Source organism: Parabacteroides sp. AF19-14 (genome assembly GCF_003635485.1).
Lineage (GTDB): Bacteria > Bacteroidota > Bacteroidia > Bacteroidales > Tannerellaceae > Parabacteroides > Parabacteroides distasonis.
Genome location: NZ_QTMJ01000029.1, coordinates 1 through 20,975, shown reverse-complemented (window position 1 = coordinate 20,975; position 20,975 = coordinate 1). Strand labels below are relative to the sequence as shown.

Below are 20,975 nucleotides of genomic sequence, written 5' to 3'. Positions count from 1 at the left end.
GTCTTCTATATACTTTCTATCTTTACGATCCGAAAAACAGTTGGAGAATGAAGAATAGACTATTTGTTAACAATAATACCATTATACTATTCCTTTTTATTATAGGAAGTTTCCTATTCATAGAGTTGAATTTTCGGTATTGGTATCGTTTTCTGGAGCAGTATATGATGTTTCAGACTACCGGTAGTTATTTCCAAGACCGATTGGTCGAACCGGGTGGATTGAATGAATATGTGACTGAGTTCTTATCGCTTGCGTTTATCCATCCTTATGGAGCTTCGGTAGTGATCGCTTTATTATTAGGACTGATCTCCGGTTGTTTTTTCCTTTACTTAAAAGCTTGTGGGGTGCGTGCCTCTATGTTGGCGGCTATTCTTCCCTCTTTTTTAATTTGGATCTATCCGCAGGAGTCAATCGCCTTGTTGACGATGCTCGCTTTCGTGCAGGTTCTTGCGTATTTGTATACTTCAATCAAGATTGATTGGCTTCGTTATCTCTTTGGCTTCTTGTTTTTGGGGGGCTCTTATTTTTTTGCGGCACCCGCTAATTTATTGTTGGCCTTATTGATCGCGGTTTATGAGTGTTGTGCTAAAGAGGATAAGGCTCGTTTTGGAGTAGCCATTATCGCTATCGCTTGGGGAGGTTTGCTACCGTTGATCGCCATGCGTACGGTTTATATTCTTCCGATGCGAGAAGCGTTCTTCAGCAAACATCTATGCCATCCCGAATATCCGATACCTAATTCTTTAGGATATATCGGGCTTTTATATCCTTTGATCGTTTTAATTCTTTATTATGTAAGGAACCGGGTTTTTATCCGTAAGGAATCTTGGAAACGAATCGTTTCTTACGTTTTTCTTTTGATAGCGATGGTCGCCGGGATTCTCTATAAGAAAGACCCGATGGAGCAGGCCTATCGGTATGATTACTATGCACGGCTGGGAGAATGGCAGAAGATTGTCTCACATGCTCGTGCGCATTCGGTCCGGGATATGGATGCCTTAATTTATCTGAACTTGGCTTTGTCTAAAACCGGACGTTTTACTTCCGATTTGATGCGTTTCCCCCAGATCGGTGAGGGTGGTTTTATTCCGCACGATCCGAAAAGCCGGATGGGATTGATCGAGGCGAGTGAGGTGGCTTGGCAAGTCGGGCAAGTGAACGCCGCCCAACGTTTCGCCTTTGTGGGGGTATTAAGTTCACAACGTTGCGTGCAACCTCGTTTGATGAAGCGTTTGGTGGAGACTTATCTGGTAACCGGCGAATATCGTGCGGCGGAGAAATATATCAAGATACTGGAATCGAACCCGCATTACCGGGATTGGGCAACCGCTCAACGTCTATTATTGGACTCCGTGGCTTGTGCGTCGGAAGATTGGATAGCGGCAAAACGGGCGATGCTTCCGATTACCGATAATCCTTTGGACCTGACCTTGATCTTTCCGAATGCTTTGGCTTTCCTGATCGATGATCATGCCGATAACCGTCCGGCTTTCGAATATGGGATGGGATATCTTTTGGTTTATAAGGATTTGATGACTTTTATGCATTATATGGAATTGATGAAAGAACGGGGTGAGGCATTCCCGGTGCTTTATCAAGAAGCTATTTGCTTGTTCTTCGCGGCTGTACAGAAAGATCCGGAGGCGTTCCGGAGCTTCCCGATCAGTCAGGAGGTGCAGAATCGCTTCCTGCAATTCATGAAAGTGGCACGCTCTATGCCGCCGGCAGCCTTGAAGCAACAGTTTGGTGATACCTATTATTATTACGCTCAATTTATCCCGACTCCTAAACGACAATAATACATGGATAATACAAAGAAAAGAAAGATCGTCCGAAATTTTGTGATCGGATATCTAATAATACAAGTTCTCACTATAGTCGTATATTTAGGCTTTTGGTCCTTGCATCCGGAAGGCATTACGAATGTCACGAACGAACGTATGTCCCCGCCTCCTATTTTTCCGGATTATAAAGGGACGACTATACCTTATAATATAGCTCCGTTGAATTTCCGGATAAATGTACCAGCGGATGAATGCTATGCGAAAATAGAAGGTAGTGAGTCGGAAGTATTTGAATATCATGGGACAAATACGATCCGTTTTAAGATGAAGGATTGGATTCGCTTGACACGTGCGAACCGTGGAAAAGCCTTTTTTGTTACGATCGCCACGAAGATAGGTGATGAGTGGACTAAATGGGCACCATTCTCTGTCTATATCAGTGATCAAGCGATCGACTCTCATTTAGTATACCGTTTGATAGAGCCGGGATACGAGAAATGGCATATTGTGGGTATTTATCAGCGGAATTTGGAGTCGTTTGACGAACAGCCGATTATCCGTAACGATATGACCGGCTATAATTGTATGAACTGCCATTCGTTCTGTATGGGAGATCCGGGGCAGATGATGTTCCATATGCGTGCGGCGAATGGGGGAACTTATATTGTCCAAGACAAGAAAATCAGTAAATTGAATACGAAAACGAATGGGACGATCAGTAATATGACGTATCCTTTCTGGCATCCTTCCGGGCGCTATATCACCACATCGGTAAATGATATCAAACAGTTTTTCCATTCCGTGAAAGAGAAAAAGATGGAAGTGTTCGACTTGGAGTCCGATGTGGTGGTGTATGACGTGAAAAACAAAGAAATCCTTTCGAAAGCCTCATTGATCACAAAAGATGCATTCGAGACTTTCCCTGCGTTCTCTCCGGATGGTAAATGGCTTTATTTCTGTACGGCCCCGGCCCAGAAGATGCCGGAGAATTATGATAAGGTACGTTATAATCTCTGTCGTGTTGCGTTTGATCCGGATCGTGGCGAGATCAGCTTCCCGATCGATACGTTGGTACATGCGGATAGCTTGAGCTATACATTTCCCCGTATCTCTCCCGATGGACGTTTCCTGATGTACACGGAAACCGCTTATGGGCAGTTCCCTATTTGGCACCCGGATGCGGAGATCCGGATGATGGATTTGGAGAATCGGACAGCGATGGATATGTCTGCGTTGAATAGCCCGGATACGGATAGCTATCATTCTTGGAGTAGTAATAGTGATTGGGTCGTATTTAGTAGCCGCCGGGATAACGGTTTATATACTTTACCTTATATTTGTTATATAGGGAAAGACGGTAAGCCTTCGAAACCGTTCTTATTGCCTCAAGAAGATCCGGATAAGTATGACTATCAGTTGTATTCCTACAATATTCCGGAATTGACGAAAGGCGCCGTAGAGGTCAGCCCCTATGAGATCCAGCAAGTAGCCGAGAAAAATAAACCGGAGCAGGTTCGGTTTAAATGACCGGATCTATTTATATTCGCGTATAAATAAGAGATAAGATGACAAAAGATATTATAGCCGAATCTGTACAAAACGATTTACGGTATTTGCAATTGTTGGCACGGAGTTTCCCGACGATCGCAGATGCCAGTACGGAGATCATTAATCTGGAGGCGATCTTGAACCTACCGAAGGGTACGGAGCACTTCTTGAGTGATTTACATGGCGAGGATCAAGCCTTTAGCCATGTGCTGAGAAACGCTTCCGGTGCCGTAAAGCGCAAGGTGAACGAGATTTTCAGTAATACGCTCCGGGAATCCGAGAAGAAGGAGCTTTGTTCCTTGATTTATTATCCAGAGGATAAGCTGGAACTGATCAAGAGCCAAGAGCAAGATCTGGAAGATTGGTATCAAGTGACCTTGAATCAATTGGTACGTGTTTGCCGGAACGTGTCCTCCAAATACACCCGTTCGAAAGTACGTAAGGCTTTACCCAAGGAGTTCTCCTATATTATTCAGGAGTTATTGCACGAGTCTTCCGTAGAGCCGAATAAATCCGCTTATGTGGATCAGATTATTTGTACGATCATCTCCACGGGACGTGCGGACGATTTCATTATCGCTATGTGTAACTTGATCCAACGGTTGACAATCGACCTGTTACATATCATCGGCGATATTTACGATCGGGGTCCGGGCGCTCATCTGATCATGGATATCCTTTGCGATTACCATAATTTCGATGTTCAATGGGGTAATCATGATATCTTATGGATGGGAGCCGCTTCCGGTAATTTGGTAAGTATCGCCAACGTGATTCGTATGTGTTTACGCTTTGGTAATATGGCTACCTTAGAAGATGGATATGGCATCAATCTTTTGCCGTTGGCCACTTTCGCGATGGAGGCGTACGGGGATGATCCTTGTGCGTTATTCATGCCGAAAACAAAGTTCGCCGATAATGCAATGGATGAGAAGACCACCCGTTTGATCGCCCAGATGCACAAGGCGATCACCATCATCCAGTTCAAGCTGGAGGGTGAGATCATCCGCCGTCGTCCGGAGTTTGAGATGGATGACCGGATGTTGTTGCACCATATCGATCTGAAGCGGGGAGTGGTTCATATCGATGGAAAGGATTATACGCTTAAAGATACTAACTGGCCTACTTTAGACCCGAAAGATCCGTATCGTCTTTCTATTGAGGAGGAGGATTTGATCCGAAAGATCTTGCATTCTTTTGAGAGCAGCGAGAAGATGAAAAAGCATATGCGTTGTTTCTTCCGGCATGGGGGAATGTATCAGGTTTGTAATTCCAATTTACTGTTTCATGCCTCTATCCCGATGAATCCGGATGGGACGTTTAAGTCAGTACGTATCTTGGGGCAGGATTATAAGGGCCGTGCTTTGTTGGACCGTGTAGACCAACTGATCCGTACGGCTTATTTCAAGACCGGGGAGCAGGAAGAAGTGGAATATGCGCATGATTATATCTGGTATCTTTGGGGCGGCAAGGACTCTCCGTTATTCGATAAAAGCAAGATGGCTACTTTCGAGCGTGCCTTTATCGAAGAGGCCGAGACTCATAAGGAGGAAAAAGGCGCTTATTATACGTTACGAGAGCAAGAGGAAATTTGTGATAAGATATTGGATGAGTTTGGGGTGACCGGTATGCATCGGCATATCATCAACGGACATGTCCCTGTCCGTTCCAATCAAGGTGAGAATCCCATCAAGGCGAATGGCAAGATGCTGGTAATCGATGGCGGTTTCTCCCGTCCGTATCATTTGGAAACCGGTATCGCGGGCTATACATTAGTATATCACTCCCGTGGTTTCCAGCTTGTGCAACACGAACCCTTCGAATCCCGGGCGAAAGCGATCGAGGAAGGCTTGGATATCAAATCCACTACGATCGTGGTAGAATTAAGCTCCCATCGCCAGATGGTGAAAGATACGGATAAGGGTGCGGATCTTCAAAGCCAGATCAAGGACTTGGAGAAACTGCTTTATGCGTATCGGAATGGGTTGATAAAGGAGAAGGAGAGGATGGAGAGATAGATTCCTTACGATTTTTCTTGCTAAATATAAGATGAAAGAGGCCTGAGCTTATCAGACCTCTTTTCTTTTTAGGAATTTAGACATAGTTTGACGTGTTGTTTCAGTTTAACGATAGTCCATCTAGAACTATTGCCTAGAACGACATTTTTCCTATTTTGTTGATTCATGATAAGTTCGCTATTGTTCTTGTAGAAAATAAGGATATGGTATCATTGAAGTATGCTTGGTTGCATCTGAGTATCACATGTTGAACACCTAAACAAATCAATTGATTTAATGAAACATGCAGAATTGCGGTAATGTTTTTTATATAAACATGGCTTATTTTAAAAAAATAAGTTATATTTGCCTCGAAAATTCTCAATTGTGTTTGTGAATTCAATGATTGTTAACCTAAAAATTAAGTAATTATGCAACGAAAGAAAACTTTTGATTCTTTCAGACGCTGTAAGGTAGCGATACTTTCAGTGTTGATGTCTCTTTGCATGACAGCGGCCTTTGCCCAATCTGGCGCTGTTAAAGGAAAAGTTCTAGATGAACTTGGTGAACCCATCATCGGTGCGAACATCGTGGAAAAGGGTACTACCAATGGTACGATTACCGATATTGACGGTAATTACACGCTTACGCTTAACGACTTGAAAAAAGCCGTTCTTCAATTTTCATTTATTGGTTATAACACTTTAGAGGAAGGGGTTAAAGGACGTAAGACTGTTGAAGTTAAATTGGCTCCTTCTGTGGTAAACTTAGGCGAGGTTGTCGCTATCGGTTACGGTACGCAGACTCGTAAGGAAATTACAGGATCTGTAGCAAATGTTTCGGAGGAGAATTTTAATAAAGGTATTACTCGTGATGCGTCCGATTTGTTGCAAGGTAAGGTAGCCGGTTTGACGATTACATCTGGCTCGGGCGACGTGACCCGTAGCTCCCAAATCCGTTTACGTGGTACATCAACCTTGCAGAATGACCAAGGCCCAATGATCGTGATCGATGGTGTTCCGGGTGGTGATATGTCCACTGTATCTCCTACGGATATCGAGTCTATCTCCGTATTGAAGGATGCCTCTTCTGCGGCAATCTACGGTTCTCGTGCGGCCGGTGGTGTTATTTTGATTACGACTAAGAGAGGCTCCGGATCTAAAACTCAGATCAACTATGATGGTTATGTGACCATGGATATAGTAGCTAACAAACCTGATATGTTAAATGCTTCTGAATGGAAAGCGCTAAATAAAGAGCTAGGTAAGGATATAAGTGTATTCGATGGCTATAATAATGACACTGATTGGTTTGATGAAGTTCTTCGTACAGGAGTTTCGCAAAATCATTCTATTTCAATGTCCGGTGGAGGTTCAAAGAATAATTATCGTGCGTCTTATACTTATTTGGATCGTACTGGTATTGTTCGTGATAACTGGATGAAACGCCATAGTTTCCGTTTCCAGTTCCAACAACGCGCTATTAATGACCGTTTGCGTATTGGTTTAACCGGTGCTGCAACATTGACAGACATGCAAATGCCGTTCCAAACAAACTTTATTTACGCATATAATATGTCTCCAGTTTTGGCTCCGTTTAATGAAGATGGTTCTTACTTTATTCGTAATGATGGTTATGATCAAGGTAACCCTGTACAGAACCAGGATCAGAACTATAAAAAGAATAGTAATGTGTATTTTTATGGTCAGGGAGATCTTCAGTTTGATATTATTGATGGATTGAATGTTAAGGCTAATTTATATAAAAGTCGTTTCTCTAATGATTATAGTGAATGGCAGGATCCTGCTAACCGTATTGGTGTTGATGCTGGTAATGGTTTGGCTATTCGGCGTTCAAGAGCATGGAACCGCGAATTAATGGAGTGGACTTTGAATTATAATAAAGCTTTTGGTTCGGAAGAACAACATAAAATTGATGCGATTATAGGTTATTCATGGGAGGATAATCAGTACTCTAGTCATGAGGCAAAGGTCTTAGACTTCGCTGTTAGTTCAATGGGTGCTAATAATTTGCAAACAGGCAATAAATTGGATGTAGGTAATGTAAAGTCTGATAAAAATGATTATAAATTGATCTCTATGTTTGCTCGTGCCCATTATAGTTATAAAGAGCGTTATATGATTACAGCGACAGTTCGCCGAGATGGCTCCTCTAAGTTTGGAGCTAATAACAAATGGGGTACATTCCCTTCAGTTTCCGCAGCTTGGGGTATTTCAGAGGAAGCTTTTATGCAAGATGTTAATTGGCTTACGGATTTGAAATTACGTGCAGGTTATGGTATAACAGGAAATCAAGATGGCTTACAACCTTATAAATCAATTGAGCTTTACGAGGCAAAAGGTACATACTATAGTGATGGCTCTCAATTGACCGCATTTAGGGTTTCACAGAACGCTAATCCTGACTTGAAATGGGAGTCTACTGCGATGTTTAATGTTGGTATCGATTTTCAATTATTTAATGGACGTCTTGGTGGTACGATAGAATACTATGACAAGAAAACTTCTGATATGTTGTATCGTTATAAAGTACCTACTCCAACGTACGTATATAGTACAATTCAAGCGAATGTGGGTGACATGAGCAATAAGGGTATTGAAGTTATGTTGAATTTGGATGTTATTCGTAATAAGACTTTCAATTGGAATACTTCTATTAATCTATCTCATAACAAGAACAAGATCACGAAGCTGTCTAATGACTTGTATTCAACAAGCCGTATTTATACAGGAGATCCTTGGATCAGAGGTGCTTCGGGTGTGACTTCGCATGTAATTGAAGAAGGTCGCCCGGTAGGTCAGTTCTTTATGCTGAAATGTGATGGTATTGATGAGAATGGTAAGTATATCATCGAAGATATCAATGGTGATGGACAGATAACGGATGATGACCGTACATATGTAGGTGACGCTCAACCTGATTTGACATTCGGATGGAATAACTCGTTCTCATGGAAAAATTGGGATGCTAGTTTCTTTATACGTGGAACAATCGGTAATAAGGTTTTGGATAATCCACGTGCAGCCTATGCGAATAATACTTATTTGAGCGGTGCAAATGCGATGAATGATGAACTTACTTATAAATTGCGTGAGAACTCTCGTGTATGTTCTTATTATGTAGAAAATGGCTCATTCGCTCGTTTGGATAATATGTCTATCGGATACACATTTAATACTAAAAAGATTGACTGGTTAGACAAAGCACGTATTTATGTTGCCGCCCAGAATTTATTCGTGATTACAGGTTACAAAGGATTGGATCCTGAGGTAGAACTGTTCCGTGGTCAGGCAAGTGATGATGATGCTGGCTTGTCTCCGGGTATTGAACCTCGTGATTACATGCCGAAATCTCGCTCATTTACATTTGGTGTTAACTTAACATTCTAATAAAAATAAGGAAAATATATTATGAAACGAAAAACTATATTATCATTTCTTACTGGTGCGGCTTTACTATGTTCTATGCCGTCCTGTATGAATTTGGACGAGGAAGTATACGATAAACTACCTGCTGAAAATTTTGGCAATACAACTACTGAAATTAACGCCTTGGTTGGTACGGTTTATAATACGTTAAAAAAATATTCCGGAGACTATATGATCCTCGCAGAAAATTCTGGTTCGTCAACAGTGAACGTAACTCGTAATGGAGGTGACTGGTATGATGGGGGACAGTACCGTGAAGTTTATATGCATACATGGACTGCGAATACTAGTTGTGTAAAAAGTTGTTGGAGTATAGGTTCGGAATGTATTGGTACGTGTAATGCGACAATCGAGGTTTTGAAAAATTCAACTTTATTGAGTGATGCGGAGAAAACATCTAAAGTTGCGGAAATTCGTGGGGTCCGGGCTTTCTGGATTTATTCAATGATGGATTTCTTTGGAAATATTCCATTGGTTGTTGATTATAATGATAAGGAATTACCAACTTGCAAATCTCGTCAAGAGGTATTTGATTGGCTGATAACAGAGTTGAATGCTCTAGCTACAGAAGCTCCTGATTACGATACAAAAAAATATGGAACTTTTACTAAAGGGACAGCTTATACGATTTTAGCTAAGATGTACCAAAATGCGGAGGCTTGGGGTGTTAATATCTCCGAGAATGCTAACAGTAAAGTTATAGAATACTGCGATAAGGTAATGGCAATGCCATACATATTGGAGCCTAATTGGAAAACAAACTTTGATCCCAATAATAATACTTCTAAAGAAGCTATCTTTGCGGCGTCTTATTCAAGTACAGATACAGAGGATCAAAATGTTCTTTATAGACGTACGTTGCATTATAAGCAAGGTTTGGCTCTAGGAGCTAGTATTAGTGTTTGGAATGGCATTTGTGCTCAGCCAGACTATGTTAAATTATTCAATGAGGATGATCCTCGTTATGAAGGTACTTATTTAATCGGCCAACAGTATGATATCTCAACCGGGGAAAAAATTATTACAGACGAGAATCGCCCGCTGGATTATACTGTAGATATTAGTATTATTCCGGGTTCTGAATTGGATGGAACTAAGTGGGGAGCTGTTTATCAAGACCAAGGAGCTCGTTGTCAAAAATGGACGTATGAGAAATCTTTATCTACGGCAATGGAGAACGATTTCCATCTATTTCGTTTAGCGGATATTTATTTAATGAAAGCAGAAGCTTTGCTTCGTAGTGGAGGTAGTGTTGCTGAAGCGACAAATTTAGTCAATGCTATTCGTGAACGCGCTTATGGAAATAACACCCATAATTATTCAACCATAACGTTGAAGGAGGTCCAATTGGAGCGCCGTTTAGAGTTGGCTTGGGAAGGTTTTTCTCGTCAGGATGATATTCGTTTTGGCTGTTTTACTAAAGGAATGTGGACTGAATCCAATTGTGAAAGAAAAACAGATGATTATTTAAAAATATTCCCTGTTTCTCAAGACGCATGGCAAACCAATCCAAACTTGGTTCAGAATCCGGGTTATGCAAGTTTCTAAACAGGAATCTTAGATGAGGCGTAAGCTTCATCTAAGATCTTTAAAATTAAATATTATGAAAAAGGTAATTTATTTTGCGTTAGCTTCCTTCGCTTGTACGTTAGTTGCGTTTGCAGTAAAACCAGTTTCCTGTTGTTAATATAGTAGATGAGGCTCGTGTGATTTACAATGTGGAAGGTTGGTATGAGGCGTCTACCGGATCTTCTACTTTCTCAATTGGAAGTAATTTGCATATTCCTGCAGGAACAACGGCGATTTCTGTTTATATTACTTCTCCAGTACTTACCTCCTATACATTATACATCAACTATTAAGGACTTGATTATAGGTTCTTCAAATAATCATGTAACCTTGAATTGCGCAGGTACAGGATTTAGTAGTATAATTGGAACGAGTATTGATGTAAGTGGCTGTTGTCCGGCAACAGGGCAGAATGAGACTTTTCATATAGCCTTTTTGCCCTCTTTTTGATATTAGTAAATTAGATGCATAAATAAGAGGTTGTCTCATAAAAGTGAACCCGATAGATTGGGGGTTAAATTAAACATTCTACATTTTTAATGGGCTCGGTATTCTATCGGGCTCATTTTTATACCAGTTGATATATTTCTTCAAGTTCTTGTGTCTGTGTTGCGATTTGTTATGCTCTTTTAAAGAAGCTAGCTTTATTTTGACTGACTATACCTAAATTTTCTGGTTCTTCTTTAATTTAGTAGAAGAGCTAGTTGAGTCGTAAAATGTGTTTGTGAAATATGTCTGGTATACAGTTGATTAAGTCACTCGTAAAAGGCTTTCCAAGTGATTAGTTATTCACTTCCCAAGCCGTAAGCTAACGGCTAGGTATAGCCGTTAGTTATTCACTCGACAAGCCGTTAGTTATTCACTTCAACAGCCAAAAATAGTGTGCTTCTCAACGACCAAAGCATCTCCTTTTGAGAGAATGGAACTGTAAGCAAAATATTGAAATGAATGACTTGATCGAGTTTTATCGAACCAAAACAACAGACAGACGCATTCGTTTGTGAACTAAACTTGAATAAATACATTTGCAAACATTGTGGTTGCTCTTTTTTCTAAATATTAGTGCTTATTGCAAGGAATAGACTAACTTTGCCTACAACAAGTATAAAAGTTATCCAGTATATGAGTCAAGTGAAAGGAATTCCTTACGGAATATCAGATTTCAATCGAATAAGGAATGGTAATTTCTATTTCGTGGATAAAACGATGTACCTTCCGCTTATCGAGAAGATGCCTAGCTATCTTTTCTTGATCCGTCCGAGACGGTTTGGCAAGAGCGTATTCCTAAGCATGATGCGTACGTATTATGATATATTGCGTCAGGATGATTTTGATGCATATTTTGGAGATCTCTGGATTGGTACGCATCCAACCGGTGAAAGGAATAAGTATCAGGTACTTTATTTCGATTTCTCTAAAGCGGGCTGTTCGATGCCGGGAGCGGACCTGATGACAAGTTTCAATGATTATTGCGGCTTAATCATTAATCAGTTCGCGCATGTGTACGCAGCTTATTATGACGCTGATTTTAAGGAGACCGTCGAGCATATAGAAAGCGCGAAGTCTAAGCTGGCTTACATAGAGGTAAAAGCGAAGGAAAAGGGATATCCCCTGTATCTCATTATAGATGAGTACGACAACTTTACCAATGTGATATTGAGTGAGCATGGGCAGCGAATGTTTCATGACTTGACTCACGCCAGTGGTTTCTACCGGGAGTATTTCAAACAATTCAAGGGAATGTTTGACCGTATATTCATGATGGGGGTAAGCCCTGTGACGCTGGATGATTTGTCGAGTGGATATAATATAGACTGGAATATCTCGGTAGATCCTCGTTTTAATGCCATGATGGGTTTTGATGAAACGGATGTTCGTGAGATGTTCCGTTATTATCAGCAAAACGATATGCTCAAAGGGGATGCTGAGGCTATGATTACGGAAATGAAGCCTTGGTATGATAATTACTGTTTCGCAAGAGAGAGCTTGGGTGACGATCGGATTTTTAACTGTGATATGACTTTGTATTATTTACGTTGGCAAGTTGATTTTCATTGTTCCCCGGGAGAAATGGCCGATAAGAATATCCGAACGGACTATAGTAAGCTGAAGATGCTGGCACGTATTGATCGTGACTCTGTACAGGAGGAAAATCGTATGGGTACCATCGAGGAAATCGCGGCAAAAGGAGAGATCTTGGTGGACTTACATACATCCTTTCCTGCCGAACGGGTAACGGATATAGATAATTTCCGTAGTCTACTTTATTATTACGGTTTGCTTACGATGTGTGGTACTCGAGGCGATCGTTTAAGAATGTGTATTCCTAATAATTGCGTACGTGAGCAATATTTTGGTTTTCTTCGTGAGGTAGGGAGAAGTATAACATAACTCCGCTTTTTTGTATACCTTCGCGCCATGAACAAACAAGCACTGCTTTTTTATCCGTTGTTGGGGGTGGTTCTTTTGGTGCTCTTTGTGGGAGGGCTGGCGTATGGGGCCGTACCGATTCCTTTGGATCACGTGATGGATATTTTGCTGGGGAAGGGATCTGATAAGATCGCATGGCAGAATATCGTGTTGCAATCTCGTTTGCCTCAGGCTATAACCGCATTATTGGCGGGGGCTTCCTTGGCTACCAGCGGGTTGCTATTACAGACATTGTTCCGGAATCCGTTGGCGGGACCTTCCATATTGGGCATTAGTGATGGCGCTAATCTTGGAGTAGCCGCTATCATGCTCTATTTCGGTGGTACGTTGGGGCAGTTCACAGATTGGCCGATCAGCGGATATATGGCGGTAATCCTCGCGGCCTTTGTGGGGGCTTGCGTGATACTGGGACTGATTATCTATTTTTCGGCAAAAGTGAAGAATAATGTCATGCTTCTGATTATCGGAATCATGATTGGCTATCTAGCTTCTTCGGTTATTTCTATCTTGAATTATTATTCATCTACAGACCGGGTACATGCGTTCGTGATGTGGGGGCTTGGTAATTTTTCCGGTGTATCCTTGGAACAATTACCATTCTTTGGAACTTGTGCGTTAATCGGGCTGTTATTAGCGATCTTGCTGATCAAGCCTTTGAATGCCTTATTATTGGGAGAAATGTATGCCGCTAATTTAGGTATCCGGATCAAACGAACACGGATCGTGATTCTTTTGTGTACGGGAGTATTAACGGCTACAACTACTGCTTTTTGCGGCCCCATTTCCTTTGTCGGATTAGCAGTTCCACATATCGCCCGGTTAATGTTAGGCTCTTCCAATCATAAGATGTTGGTGCCAGTTACAATGCTGACAGGTTCCTGCGTTGCTCTTCTATGTAATATGCTGATGGTGGTACCGGGCAGTAATACGATCCTGCCATTGAATGCCGTTACCCCTATGCTTGGGGCGCCTGTTATTATTTACGTAATCGTGAACCGGAAAAATATTCAATATTTTAATTAGTGGCTATGGAACGGATCCCTGTGATAAAGACAAGTGATTTAAGTATTGGGTATATATTGAAAGGCGGACAGAAAAAGCGCGTGCATGATGCGTTGGATCTGAATCTATATCCGGGTGAAGTGACCTGTCTTCTCGGATTAAATGGAGCGGGAAAGTCTACCTTATTGAGGACATTATGTGGTTTTCAACCTCCTCTGGGAGGAGAAATCGAGCTAATGGGGAAGCCGCTGAATTCTTATTCACAAGGTAATTTCTCACGGCTGGTGGGAGTTGTCTTGACAGAGAAGACAAATGCCGGTGGAATAACGGTTTACGAGTTGGTCTCTTTAGGAAGACATCCCTATACCGGCTTTTTCGGACAATTAAGGCAGGAAGATCGTAGGATTATCGAGGAATCGCTTGCTGCCGCCGGTATCGCTCATAAGGCTTATAATTATGTGTCGGAACTTAGTGATGGCGAGCGTCAGAAAGCCATGATCGCCAAAGCGCTGGCACAGCAATGCCCCATCATATTGTTGGATGAGCCGACGGCCTTTTTAGATGTGACAAGTCGGATAGAGACTATGGTCTTGTTACATACTTTAGCGGTAGAGCAACAAAAAGCGATTCTGCTATCGACGCATGATCTTGATTTGGCGATCCAGCTGGGAGACTGTCTATGGTTGCAGGAGAAAAGTCGCCCAATGGCATGTGGAACGCCGGAGGACTTGATTATGGGAGGAGCTTTCGAGACTTTCTTTAGCAAGGAAGGAATCGTGTTTGATCCGAATACCGGGAAATTGAATACGGCAGCTCCAACAAAGCTTATTGGGGTTGAGGGGGATTTTATGACTTCTTATTGGGTTGGGAATGCCTTGATCCGGAATGGCTTTAAGCCCTCGTCGGTTAGCGAGGATTATATAAGTGTTTATTGTAATGCTCCGGATAGCCTGCGTATTCAGTTCCCTGCGGAAGAGGGCACGAGAATCGTAGGAAGTGTGGCGGAGATGATCTCAATCATAATTCATAAATCATAAGTTATATATGTCAAATGAGATTACATGGCGGCTGGAAAATGAGAATATAGGCCGTTTGTTGGTACATTACGCGATTCCCGCCGTTATCGGGACCATGGTTAATGCTCTTTATAATATCGTAGATCGTATATTTATCGGACAAGGAGTGGGTGCGCTAGCTATCTCCGGATTGACTTTGACTTTCCCGATACTACTCTTTATGCAGGCATTTGGAATGTTGATCGGTGCGGGAGCCGCTACAAGGGTCTCCATTCATCTAGGCCGTAAGGCGAATGATCTGGCAGATAACGTATTAGGAAACGCTTTCACTTTGACATTCATTATCGGAGCCTTGACGATTATCCCCAGTATGATTTTCTTGGATGATTTGTTAACGTGGTTCGGAGGAAGCGAGCAGACGATACCTTATGCGAAAGACTATTTATATATCGCTATCCCGGGTAATTTGCTGGCTACATTAAGCTTTAGCTTTAATGCCGTGATGCGTGCTTCCGGATATCCGAAAAAGGCGATGTTCACGATGATGATCGGTGCCGTATTGAACGTGATCCTAGACCCGATCTTTATCTTCTGGCTGGATATGGGGATACAGGGTGCCGCTATCGCTACGGTGATCTCCATGGCCGCCGGTGCCGCTTTCGTGATGAGTCATTTTATCAGCAAGGATAGTATCGTACGTTTCCATACGAAATATTTCCGGTTGAAAGGTTCCATTATTTGGAATATATTTACGATCGGCATGTCTCCATTTTCCATGCAGCTGGCGGGCAGTGTGGTTGTGGTGATCATGAACCATGCGTTGAAAGAGAATGGAGGCGATTTGGCGATTGGTGCCAGCGGTATTATTTCCAGTATCGCCATGCTGCTGGTTATGTTGATTATCGGTATCGCCCAAGGGATGCAACCGATTGTCGGGTTTAATCATGGCGCTGGGCATCATGACCGGGTATTGGCTACCTTGCGGTTGTCTATTATAGTATCGACCTTGATTACAGGGGTAGGATGTATCGTCAGTTTATTATTCCCGAGACTGATCGTTAGCGTATTCTCGACGGATGCCGAATTGGTGTCGATTACGGACAATGGATTACGTCTGACGATGCTGGTCTTTTTCGTTGTCGGTTCCCAGATTACGATCAGCCAGTTTTTTCAAAGTATCGGTGTCGCATGGAAAGCGATGTTTCTGAGTCTAAGTCGGCAGGTTTTATTCCTGATACCGGCTATCCTGCTATTTCCTCCGATCTGGGGATTGGATGGCGTTTGGCTAGCGCAACCTTTCTCCGATTTCATCGCAGCGGTAACCGCATGGGGCTTTTTATGGTATCATGTTAAAAACGTGAAAAATAAGGGTTAAAGATGAACTTATGTCGATGTTAATTGTATTTTTATTGTATGTATAAAAGTACTTTTATAGACAAACCTTTAAAAATGAGTTAATATGAAGAAGATTGTATTATTGCTCGCCGTTTTATTATTTGGTGCAGGGTCGATGATGGCACAGCAGGACAAGTCAGCGGAGAAAGCTGCGAAGCAGGCCGAGAAAGAAGCAAAGAAAGCAGAGAAGGCAGCGAAGAAAGCTGCGGAGGAAGCCGAGGCTAACGCATTGTTTGAACAAGCGGTGCAAGCTTTGAAGAATAAGGATTTCGTATTGGAAGCGGATCGTATAGAGTTTAAGCGCGGTAGTTTTGTTTATGTTACTCCGAACACGAACTTTGTTTCGGTGAAGGGTGAGAAGGCTACCATTCAGTTAGCGTTTAATACTCCGGCGGCCGGTCCTAACGGAATAGGAGGTATAACGGTTGATGGAACAACTTCTGGTGTACAGATGAAGACTGACAAAAAAGGAAACGTTATGTACGAGATGAATGTGCAGGGTGTAGCGGTATCCGCTAGGGTTACGTTCCGTATGGCGAAAGGTACGAATAAATGTACTGCCACGGTATCACCTAACTTTAATAGCAACCGTATATCCTTTACGGGAAATCTCTATCCTTCGAGCGAGTCGAATGTGTTCAAGGGACGTTCTATTTAATGTAGATAAATGTTCATTATAAATAAGAGCGGGCTTTCATCAAGAAGGCTCGCTTTTATTTTCGGTAAACTTTCCGTAAGTTCGCGAAATAAAAATTTAACATCTTATAATCATGCAACTATCCATAGATCAAAAAGACATCGATAAATTCCTGATGATAGGCGATAAAGTATTGATTAAGCCTAAGAATCCACAGAGCCAGACGAAGACCGGATTGTATCTGCCTCCCTCGGTTCAACAAGGGGAGAAGATACAAGCGGGTTATATCATAAAGACGGGGCCCGGATATCCGTTGCCTTCTCAATCTGAGGAGCATGAGGTCTGGGAGAAAAAGAAAGGGGAGGAGGTGCAATACTTGCCGCTTCAAGCCCGTGAAGGTGATTTGGCTGTCTATTTGCAGAATGCCGCTTACGAGATCAATTTTAATGACGAGAAGTTCTTGATTGTTCCTCATTCCGCTATTTTGATGTTAGTGCGTGATGAAGGTTTGTTTGAATAAAGCCTTTTGTTAAGGAAAATAGGGCTATATTCACTTTTTTATCTTATTTTTGCCAGCAAAACAAGACAAACTATCAACAGTAGCGATTATAATGAATAAGATTGTAAGTAAAGAACATTTCTCAGCCAACGTGGTGAAGCTGGAAGTCGAGGCTCCTTTGATTGCCCGCTCCCGCAAGGCCGGTCACTTCGTGATCGTGAAGGTTGGCGAAAAAGGCGAACGTATACCTCTTACCATTGCCGGGGCGGATACCGAGAAAGGTACCATCACCTTGGTGATCCAAGCGGTAGGCGGCTCATCCCGTAAAATCTGTGAATTGAACGAGGGTGACTATATCACGGATGTGGTGGGTCCGTTAGGGCAGGCTACCCATATCGAGAAGGTTGGAACGGTTGTTTGTGCCGGTGGTGGCGTAGGTGTCGCTCCGTTGTTGCCGATCGTGGAGGCTTTCCATAAGGCAGGAAATCGTGTGATCGTCGTATTGGCGGCCCGTACCAAGGACTTGGTGATCCTTGAGGAGCAGATGCGCCAAAACTCGGATGAGGTAATTATCATGACGGATGATGGCTCTCTGGGTACGAAAGGCTTGGTGACGAATGGTGTGGAGAGCGTGATCAACCGGGAGAGGGTGGATTTATGCGTTACGATCGGTCCGGCTATTATGATGAAATTCGTTTCCGCTCTTACAAAGAAATACGAGATTCCTACCGTAGCTTCCTTGAATACGATCATGGTGGACGGAACGGGTATGTGTGGTGCTTGCCGTATCACGGTAGGCGGGAAGACCAAGTTCGTTTGTGTGGACGGACCGGAGTTCGATGCTCATCAAGTGGATTTTGATGAGATGATCATGCGCCTCGGCGCTTATAAGGATATAGAGAAGAAATAACGAAACCACGTAATTGAATCATGACAACAGAAGAATTAATCGCTGCTCGTCGTGCCGAACCTTGGCGGGAGGCGCTTCGCAAAAGCAAGAAAAATAAAGAACGTGCGGATATCCCCCGTGTGAAGATGAACGAGTTGGACCCGGAATACCGGAGTCGTACCCGTTTGGAGGAAGTTAACTTAGGCTTGACAAAAGAACAGGCTATGCAAGAGGCCGAGCGCTGTCTGGATTGTCCGAATCCTACTTGTATGCAGGGATGTCCGGTAAATATCAATATACCTACTTTTATCAAGAATATCGAGCGTGGGGAATTCTTGGAGGCCGCTAAGACCTTGAAAGAGACAAGTGCCCTGCCCGCTGTTTGCGGTCGTGTCTGTCCGCAGGAGAAACAATGTGAGAGCAAGTGTATCCATTTGAAAATGGGTAAGGAAGCGGTTGCCATTGGCTACTTGGAACGTTTCGCCGCTGATTACGAACGTGAGAGCGGTAATATCTCGGTTCCGGAGATTGCGGAGAAGAACGGTATCAAGATTGCCGTGGTAGGTTCCGGTCCTGCCGGATTGTCTTTTGCCGGAGATATGGCGAAGCGTGGATATGATGTGACTGTGTTCGAGGCATTGCATGAGATCGGTGGTGTATTGAAATATGGTATCCCGGAGTTCCGCCTACCGAATAAGATCGTGGACGTGGAGATTGATGGCCTTCGTAAGATGGGCGTACAGTTTGAGAAAGATTGTATCGTGGGTAAGACGATCAGTTATGATGATTTGCATGCGGATGGCTTTAAGGGCGTGTTCGTGGCAAGTGGCGCCGGTCTGCCTAACTTTATGAACATTCCGGGTGAGAACTTTGTGGGCGTGATGTCGTCCAACGAGTATTTGACCCGTGTAAACTTAATGGATGCGGCGAATCCGGAAAGTGATACGCCGGTGCTACAAGGGAAGAAGGTGGCCGTGATCGGAGGTGGCAATACAGCTATGGACTCTGTCCGTACTGCTCGCCGTCTGGGCGCTGAGCGTGCTATGATTGTCTACCGTCGTAGCGAGGAGGAGATGCCCGCTCGTTTGGAAGAGGTGAAACATGCGAAGGAAGAAGGTGTAGAGTTCTTGACGCTTCATAATCCGATTGAATATATAGGAGATGAAAGAGGTCGTGTTAAGCAGATGCGCTTGCAGAAGATGGAGCTAGGTGAGGCGGATGCCTCTGGTCGCCGTCGTCCGGTACCTATCGAGGGAGCTATCGAAACAATCGATGTGGATGAGGTGATCGTCAGCGTCGGTGTATCTCCGAATCCATTAATACCCCGTGCCTTTGGAGGCTTGGAGGTGAGCAAGAAGGGTACGATCGTAGTGGAGGAAGACAGTATGCGTTCTGCTTTAGGCGATGTGTATGCCGGTGGTGACATCGTTCGTGGTGGAGCTACCGTGATTCTGGCGATGGGAGACGGTCGTAAGGCTGCCGCCGCTATGGATGCGGACTTAAGAGGATAAGTATAATATCTATTAGTTCTATAAGGAAAGACGGGTTGTTTGGACGATCCGTCTTTTTTCTTTTATCGTGATACGGAGATTTATGTTTATTATCTATAAGACTAATTCTTGAAATAATCTCTCAAATGTCTGTTCTAGATCGTTGGAAAAACCGGGATGTGGACGCGAGGTTTGGATAGAGGCACTTCTTATGGCGGTAAGCCAACGAAAGCGCTCCGGAATATCTAGGCTGGCTATAGGACCTCCATCCTTTGCGCCGGAACATATCTTATCGAAAACGTGGAGATTCGTACACAAAGATTCCTTATCTATATCTGATGTGAACAGACGAAGTTTCTCCTCGTTTACATGATAGCGAGCCTTGATGAATTTAGGCCGTTTACAGAACATGATAAGGCCTACATTGATAAACTCCTCCCGTTCGATTTTCGGTACGATACGGATTACGGCATATTCATATAAGTGTTTGTCTTGCATGTCGAGCTTCATTTATAAACGTGTCAGAATGGGCGATTCGGTCAATTAAGAACCGGATATATACATCACGTATCTCTTGAGGCGTACCGGGACTATCGTTCCAATGCAACCAATCGTCGGGTACTAGACCTACGATCTCACGAATTTTCTCTTCCGTTAAGATACGTTTGAAATCTTTGTTTACTTCCTCCAGCAGCGTCGCTTGTGGCAATAATACATGATCCTTGATATGGATGAAAGGGCCGATCGCATGTTTTTGCCAATTTACCCATGAGAAATGGAAAAATAAGGAAGCTCCATGATCGATGAGCCAAAGTTCCTTATTCCATATCAACATATTCGTATTCCGGACCGTGCGGTCTATATTTGTCAAAAGAGCATCGAGCCATACGACTTGTGAGGCGAGTTTGGGATCTACACGATTGACTACCGGATCGAAAGTCAAGGCTCCCGATAAAAAATGTAATCCCAGATTGAGCCCTTGACTTGCTTGTAGTAAGTCTTGTATCTCCTCGTCACCTTCCGACCGCCCGAAAGCCTCGTCAAGATTCAGGAAGACCAATTCCGGTACATGGAAACCCAAGCAACGAGCGATCTCACCTCCGATCAACTCGGCTATCAAGGCTTTTGTCCCATGTCCGGCCCCCCGGAACTTAACGACATATTTAAACTCATCGTCTGCCTCCGCTAAAGCAGGCAATGATCCGCCTTCCCGCAGAGGCATGATATAGGCTCACCCGATAAACCTGGGGGATTAAGCATACAGCTT

General features: G+C 43.2%; 14 protein-coding genes and 1 pseudogene. 13 read left to right on the top strand and 2 right to left on the bottom strand.

The genetic code is table 11. The annotated features are described in order from the left end of the window. Positions 1–47: 47 nt before the first annotated feature. The 13 genes and pseudogenes from DWX33_RS20140 to gltA all read left to right on the top strand — a co-directional run bounded on the left by DWX33_RS20140 (position 48) and on the right by gltA (position 19,729). Positions 48–1,802: a DUF6057 family protein gene (locus DWX33_RS20140; protein ID WP_122380969.1), complete on the top strand. Its 1,755-nt coding sequence runs from the start codon at positions 48–50 to the stop codon at positions 1,800–1,802. Between the two features lie 3 nt (positions 1,803–1,805). After that, entirely contained in the window at positions 1,806–3,314 is a 1,509-nt protein-coding gene (locus DWX33_RS20135) for a PD40 domain-containing protein (protein WP_034531564.1), read from the top strand. A gap of 38 nt (positions 3,315–3,352) precedes the next feature. Further along, positions 3,353–5,353, top strand: a complete 2,001-nt coding sequence (locus tag DWX33_RS20130; protein WP_005859099.1) for a fructose-1,6-bisphosphatase — start codon at positions 3,353–3,355, stop codon at positions 5,351–5,353. A gap of 410 nt (positions 5,354–5,763) precedes the next feature. Beyond that, positions 5,764–8,742, top strand: a complete 2,979-nt coding sequence (locus tag DWX33_RS20125) for a TonB-dependent receptor (RefSeq protein ID WP_122380968.1) — start codon at positions 5,764–5,766, stop codon at positions 8,740–8,742. A gap of 21 nt (positions 8,743–8,763) precedes the next feature. Continuing rightward, positions 8,764–10,329 (top strand): RagB/SusD family nutrient uptake outer membrane protein, encoded by a 1,566-nt coding sequence (locus DWX33_RS20120; RefSeq protein ID WP_057326570.1) that lies wholly within the window; start codon positions 8,764–8,766, stop codon positions 10,327–10,329. 1,143 nt (positions 10,330–11,472) lie between these two features. Further along, positions 11,473–12,720, top strand: a pseudogene (locus tag DWX33_RS20115) (AAA family ATPase); the annotation flags it as partial. Between the two features lie 48 nt (positions 12,721–12,768). Further along, a complete protein-coding gene (locus DWX33_RS20110; RefSeq protein ID WP_122380966.1) occupies positions 12,769–13,803 on the top strand; it encodes an iron ABC transporter permease in 1,035 nt (344 codons plus the stop codon). A 5-nt stretch (positions 13,804–13,808) separates the two neighbouring features. Beyond that, positions 13,809–14,819 carry an ABC transporter ATP-binding protein gene (locus tag DWX33_RS20105; RefSeq protein ID WP_122380965.1) on the top strand — a complete coding sequence of 337 codons (1,011 nt, stop codon included), beginning with the start codon at positions 13,809–13,811 and terminating at the stop codon, positions 14,817–14,819. A gap of 7 nt (positions 14,820–14,826) precedes the next feature. Further along, complete coding sequence (locus DWX33_RS20100) at positions 14,827–16,173, top strand: MATE family efflux transporter (protein WP_005867849.1); 1,347 nt, start codon at positions 14,827–14,829, stop codon at positions 16,171–16,173. Positions 16,174–16,257: 84 nt separating this feature from the next. Then, complete coding sequence (locus DWX33_RS20095; RefSeq protein ID WP_005859017.1) at positions 16,258–16,851, top strand: DUF4251 domain-containing protein; 594 nt, start codon at positions 16,258–16,260, stop codon at positions 16,849–16,851. A 112-nt stretch (positions 16,852–16,963) separates the two neighbouring features. Beyond that, a complete protein-coding gene (locus DWX33_RS20090; protein WP_005859009.1) occupies positions 16,964–17,350 on the top strand; it encodes a co-chaperone GroES family protein in 387 nt (128 codons plus the stop codon). Positions 17,351–17,441: 91 nt separating this feature from the next. Beyond that, entirely contained in the window at positions 17,442–18,239 is a 798-nt protein-coding gene (locus tag DWX33_RS20085; protein ID WP_034531562.1) for a sulfide/dihydroorotate dehydrogenase-like FAD/NAD-binding protein, read from the top strand. Positions 18,240–18,259: 20 nt separating this feature from the next. After that, complete coding sequence (gene gltA / locus DWX33_RS20080) at positions 18,260–19,729, top strand: NADPH-dependent glutamate synthase (protein ID WP_005867881.1); 1,470 nt, start codon at positions 18,260–18,262, stop codon at positions 19,727–19,729. Positions 19,730–19,822: 93 nt separating this feature from the next. Here gltA and DWX33_RS20075 read toward each other — a convergent pair whose 3' ends face one another. Both DWX33_RS20075 and DWX33_RS20070 read right to left on the bottom strand, forming a co-directional pair. Continuing rightward, positions 19,823–20,206 (bottom strand): DUF3037 domain-containing protein, encoded by a 384-nt coding sequence (locus tag DWX33_RS20075; RefSeq protein WP_005867882.1) that lies wholly within the window; start codon positions 20,204–20,206, stop codon positions 19,823–19,825. Beyond that, entirely contained in the window at positions 20,184–20,930 is a 747-nt protein-coding gene (locus DWX33_RS20070; RefSeq protein WP_122380964.1) for a HipA family kinase, read from the bottom strand. Before DWX33_RS20070 ends, DWX33_RS20075 begins: the two co-directional genes overlap by 23 nt. Positions 20,931–20,975: the final 45 nt, after the last annotated feature.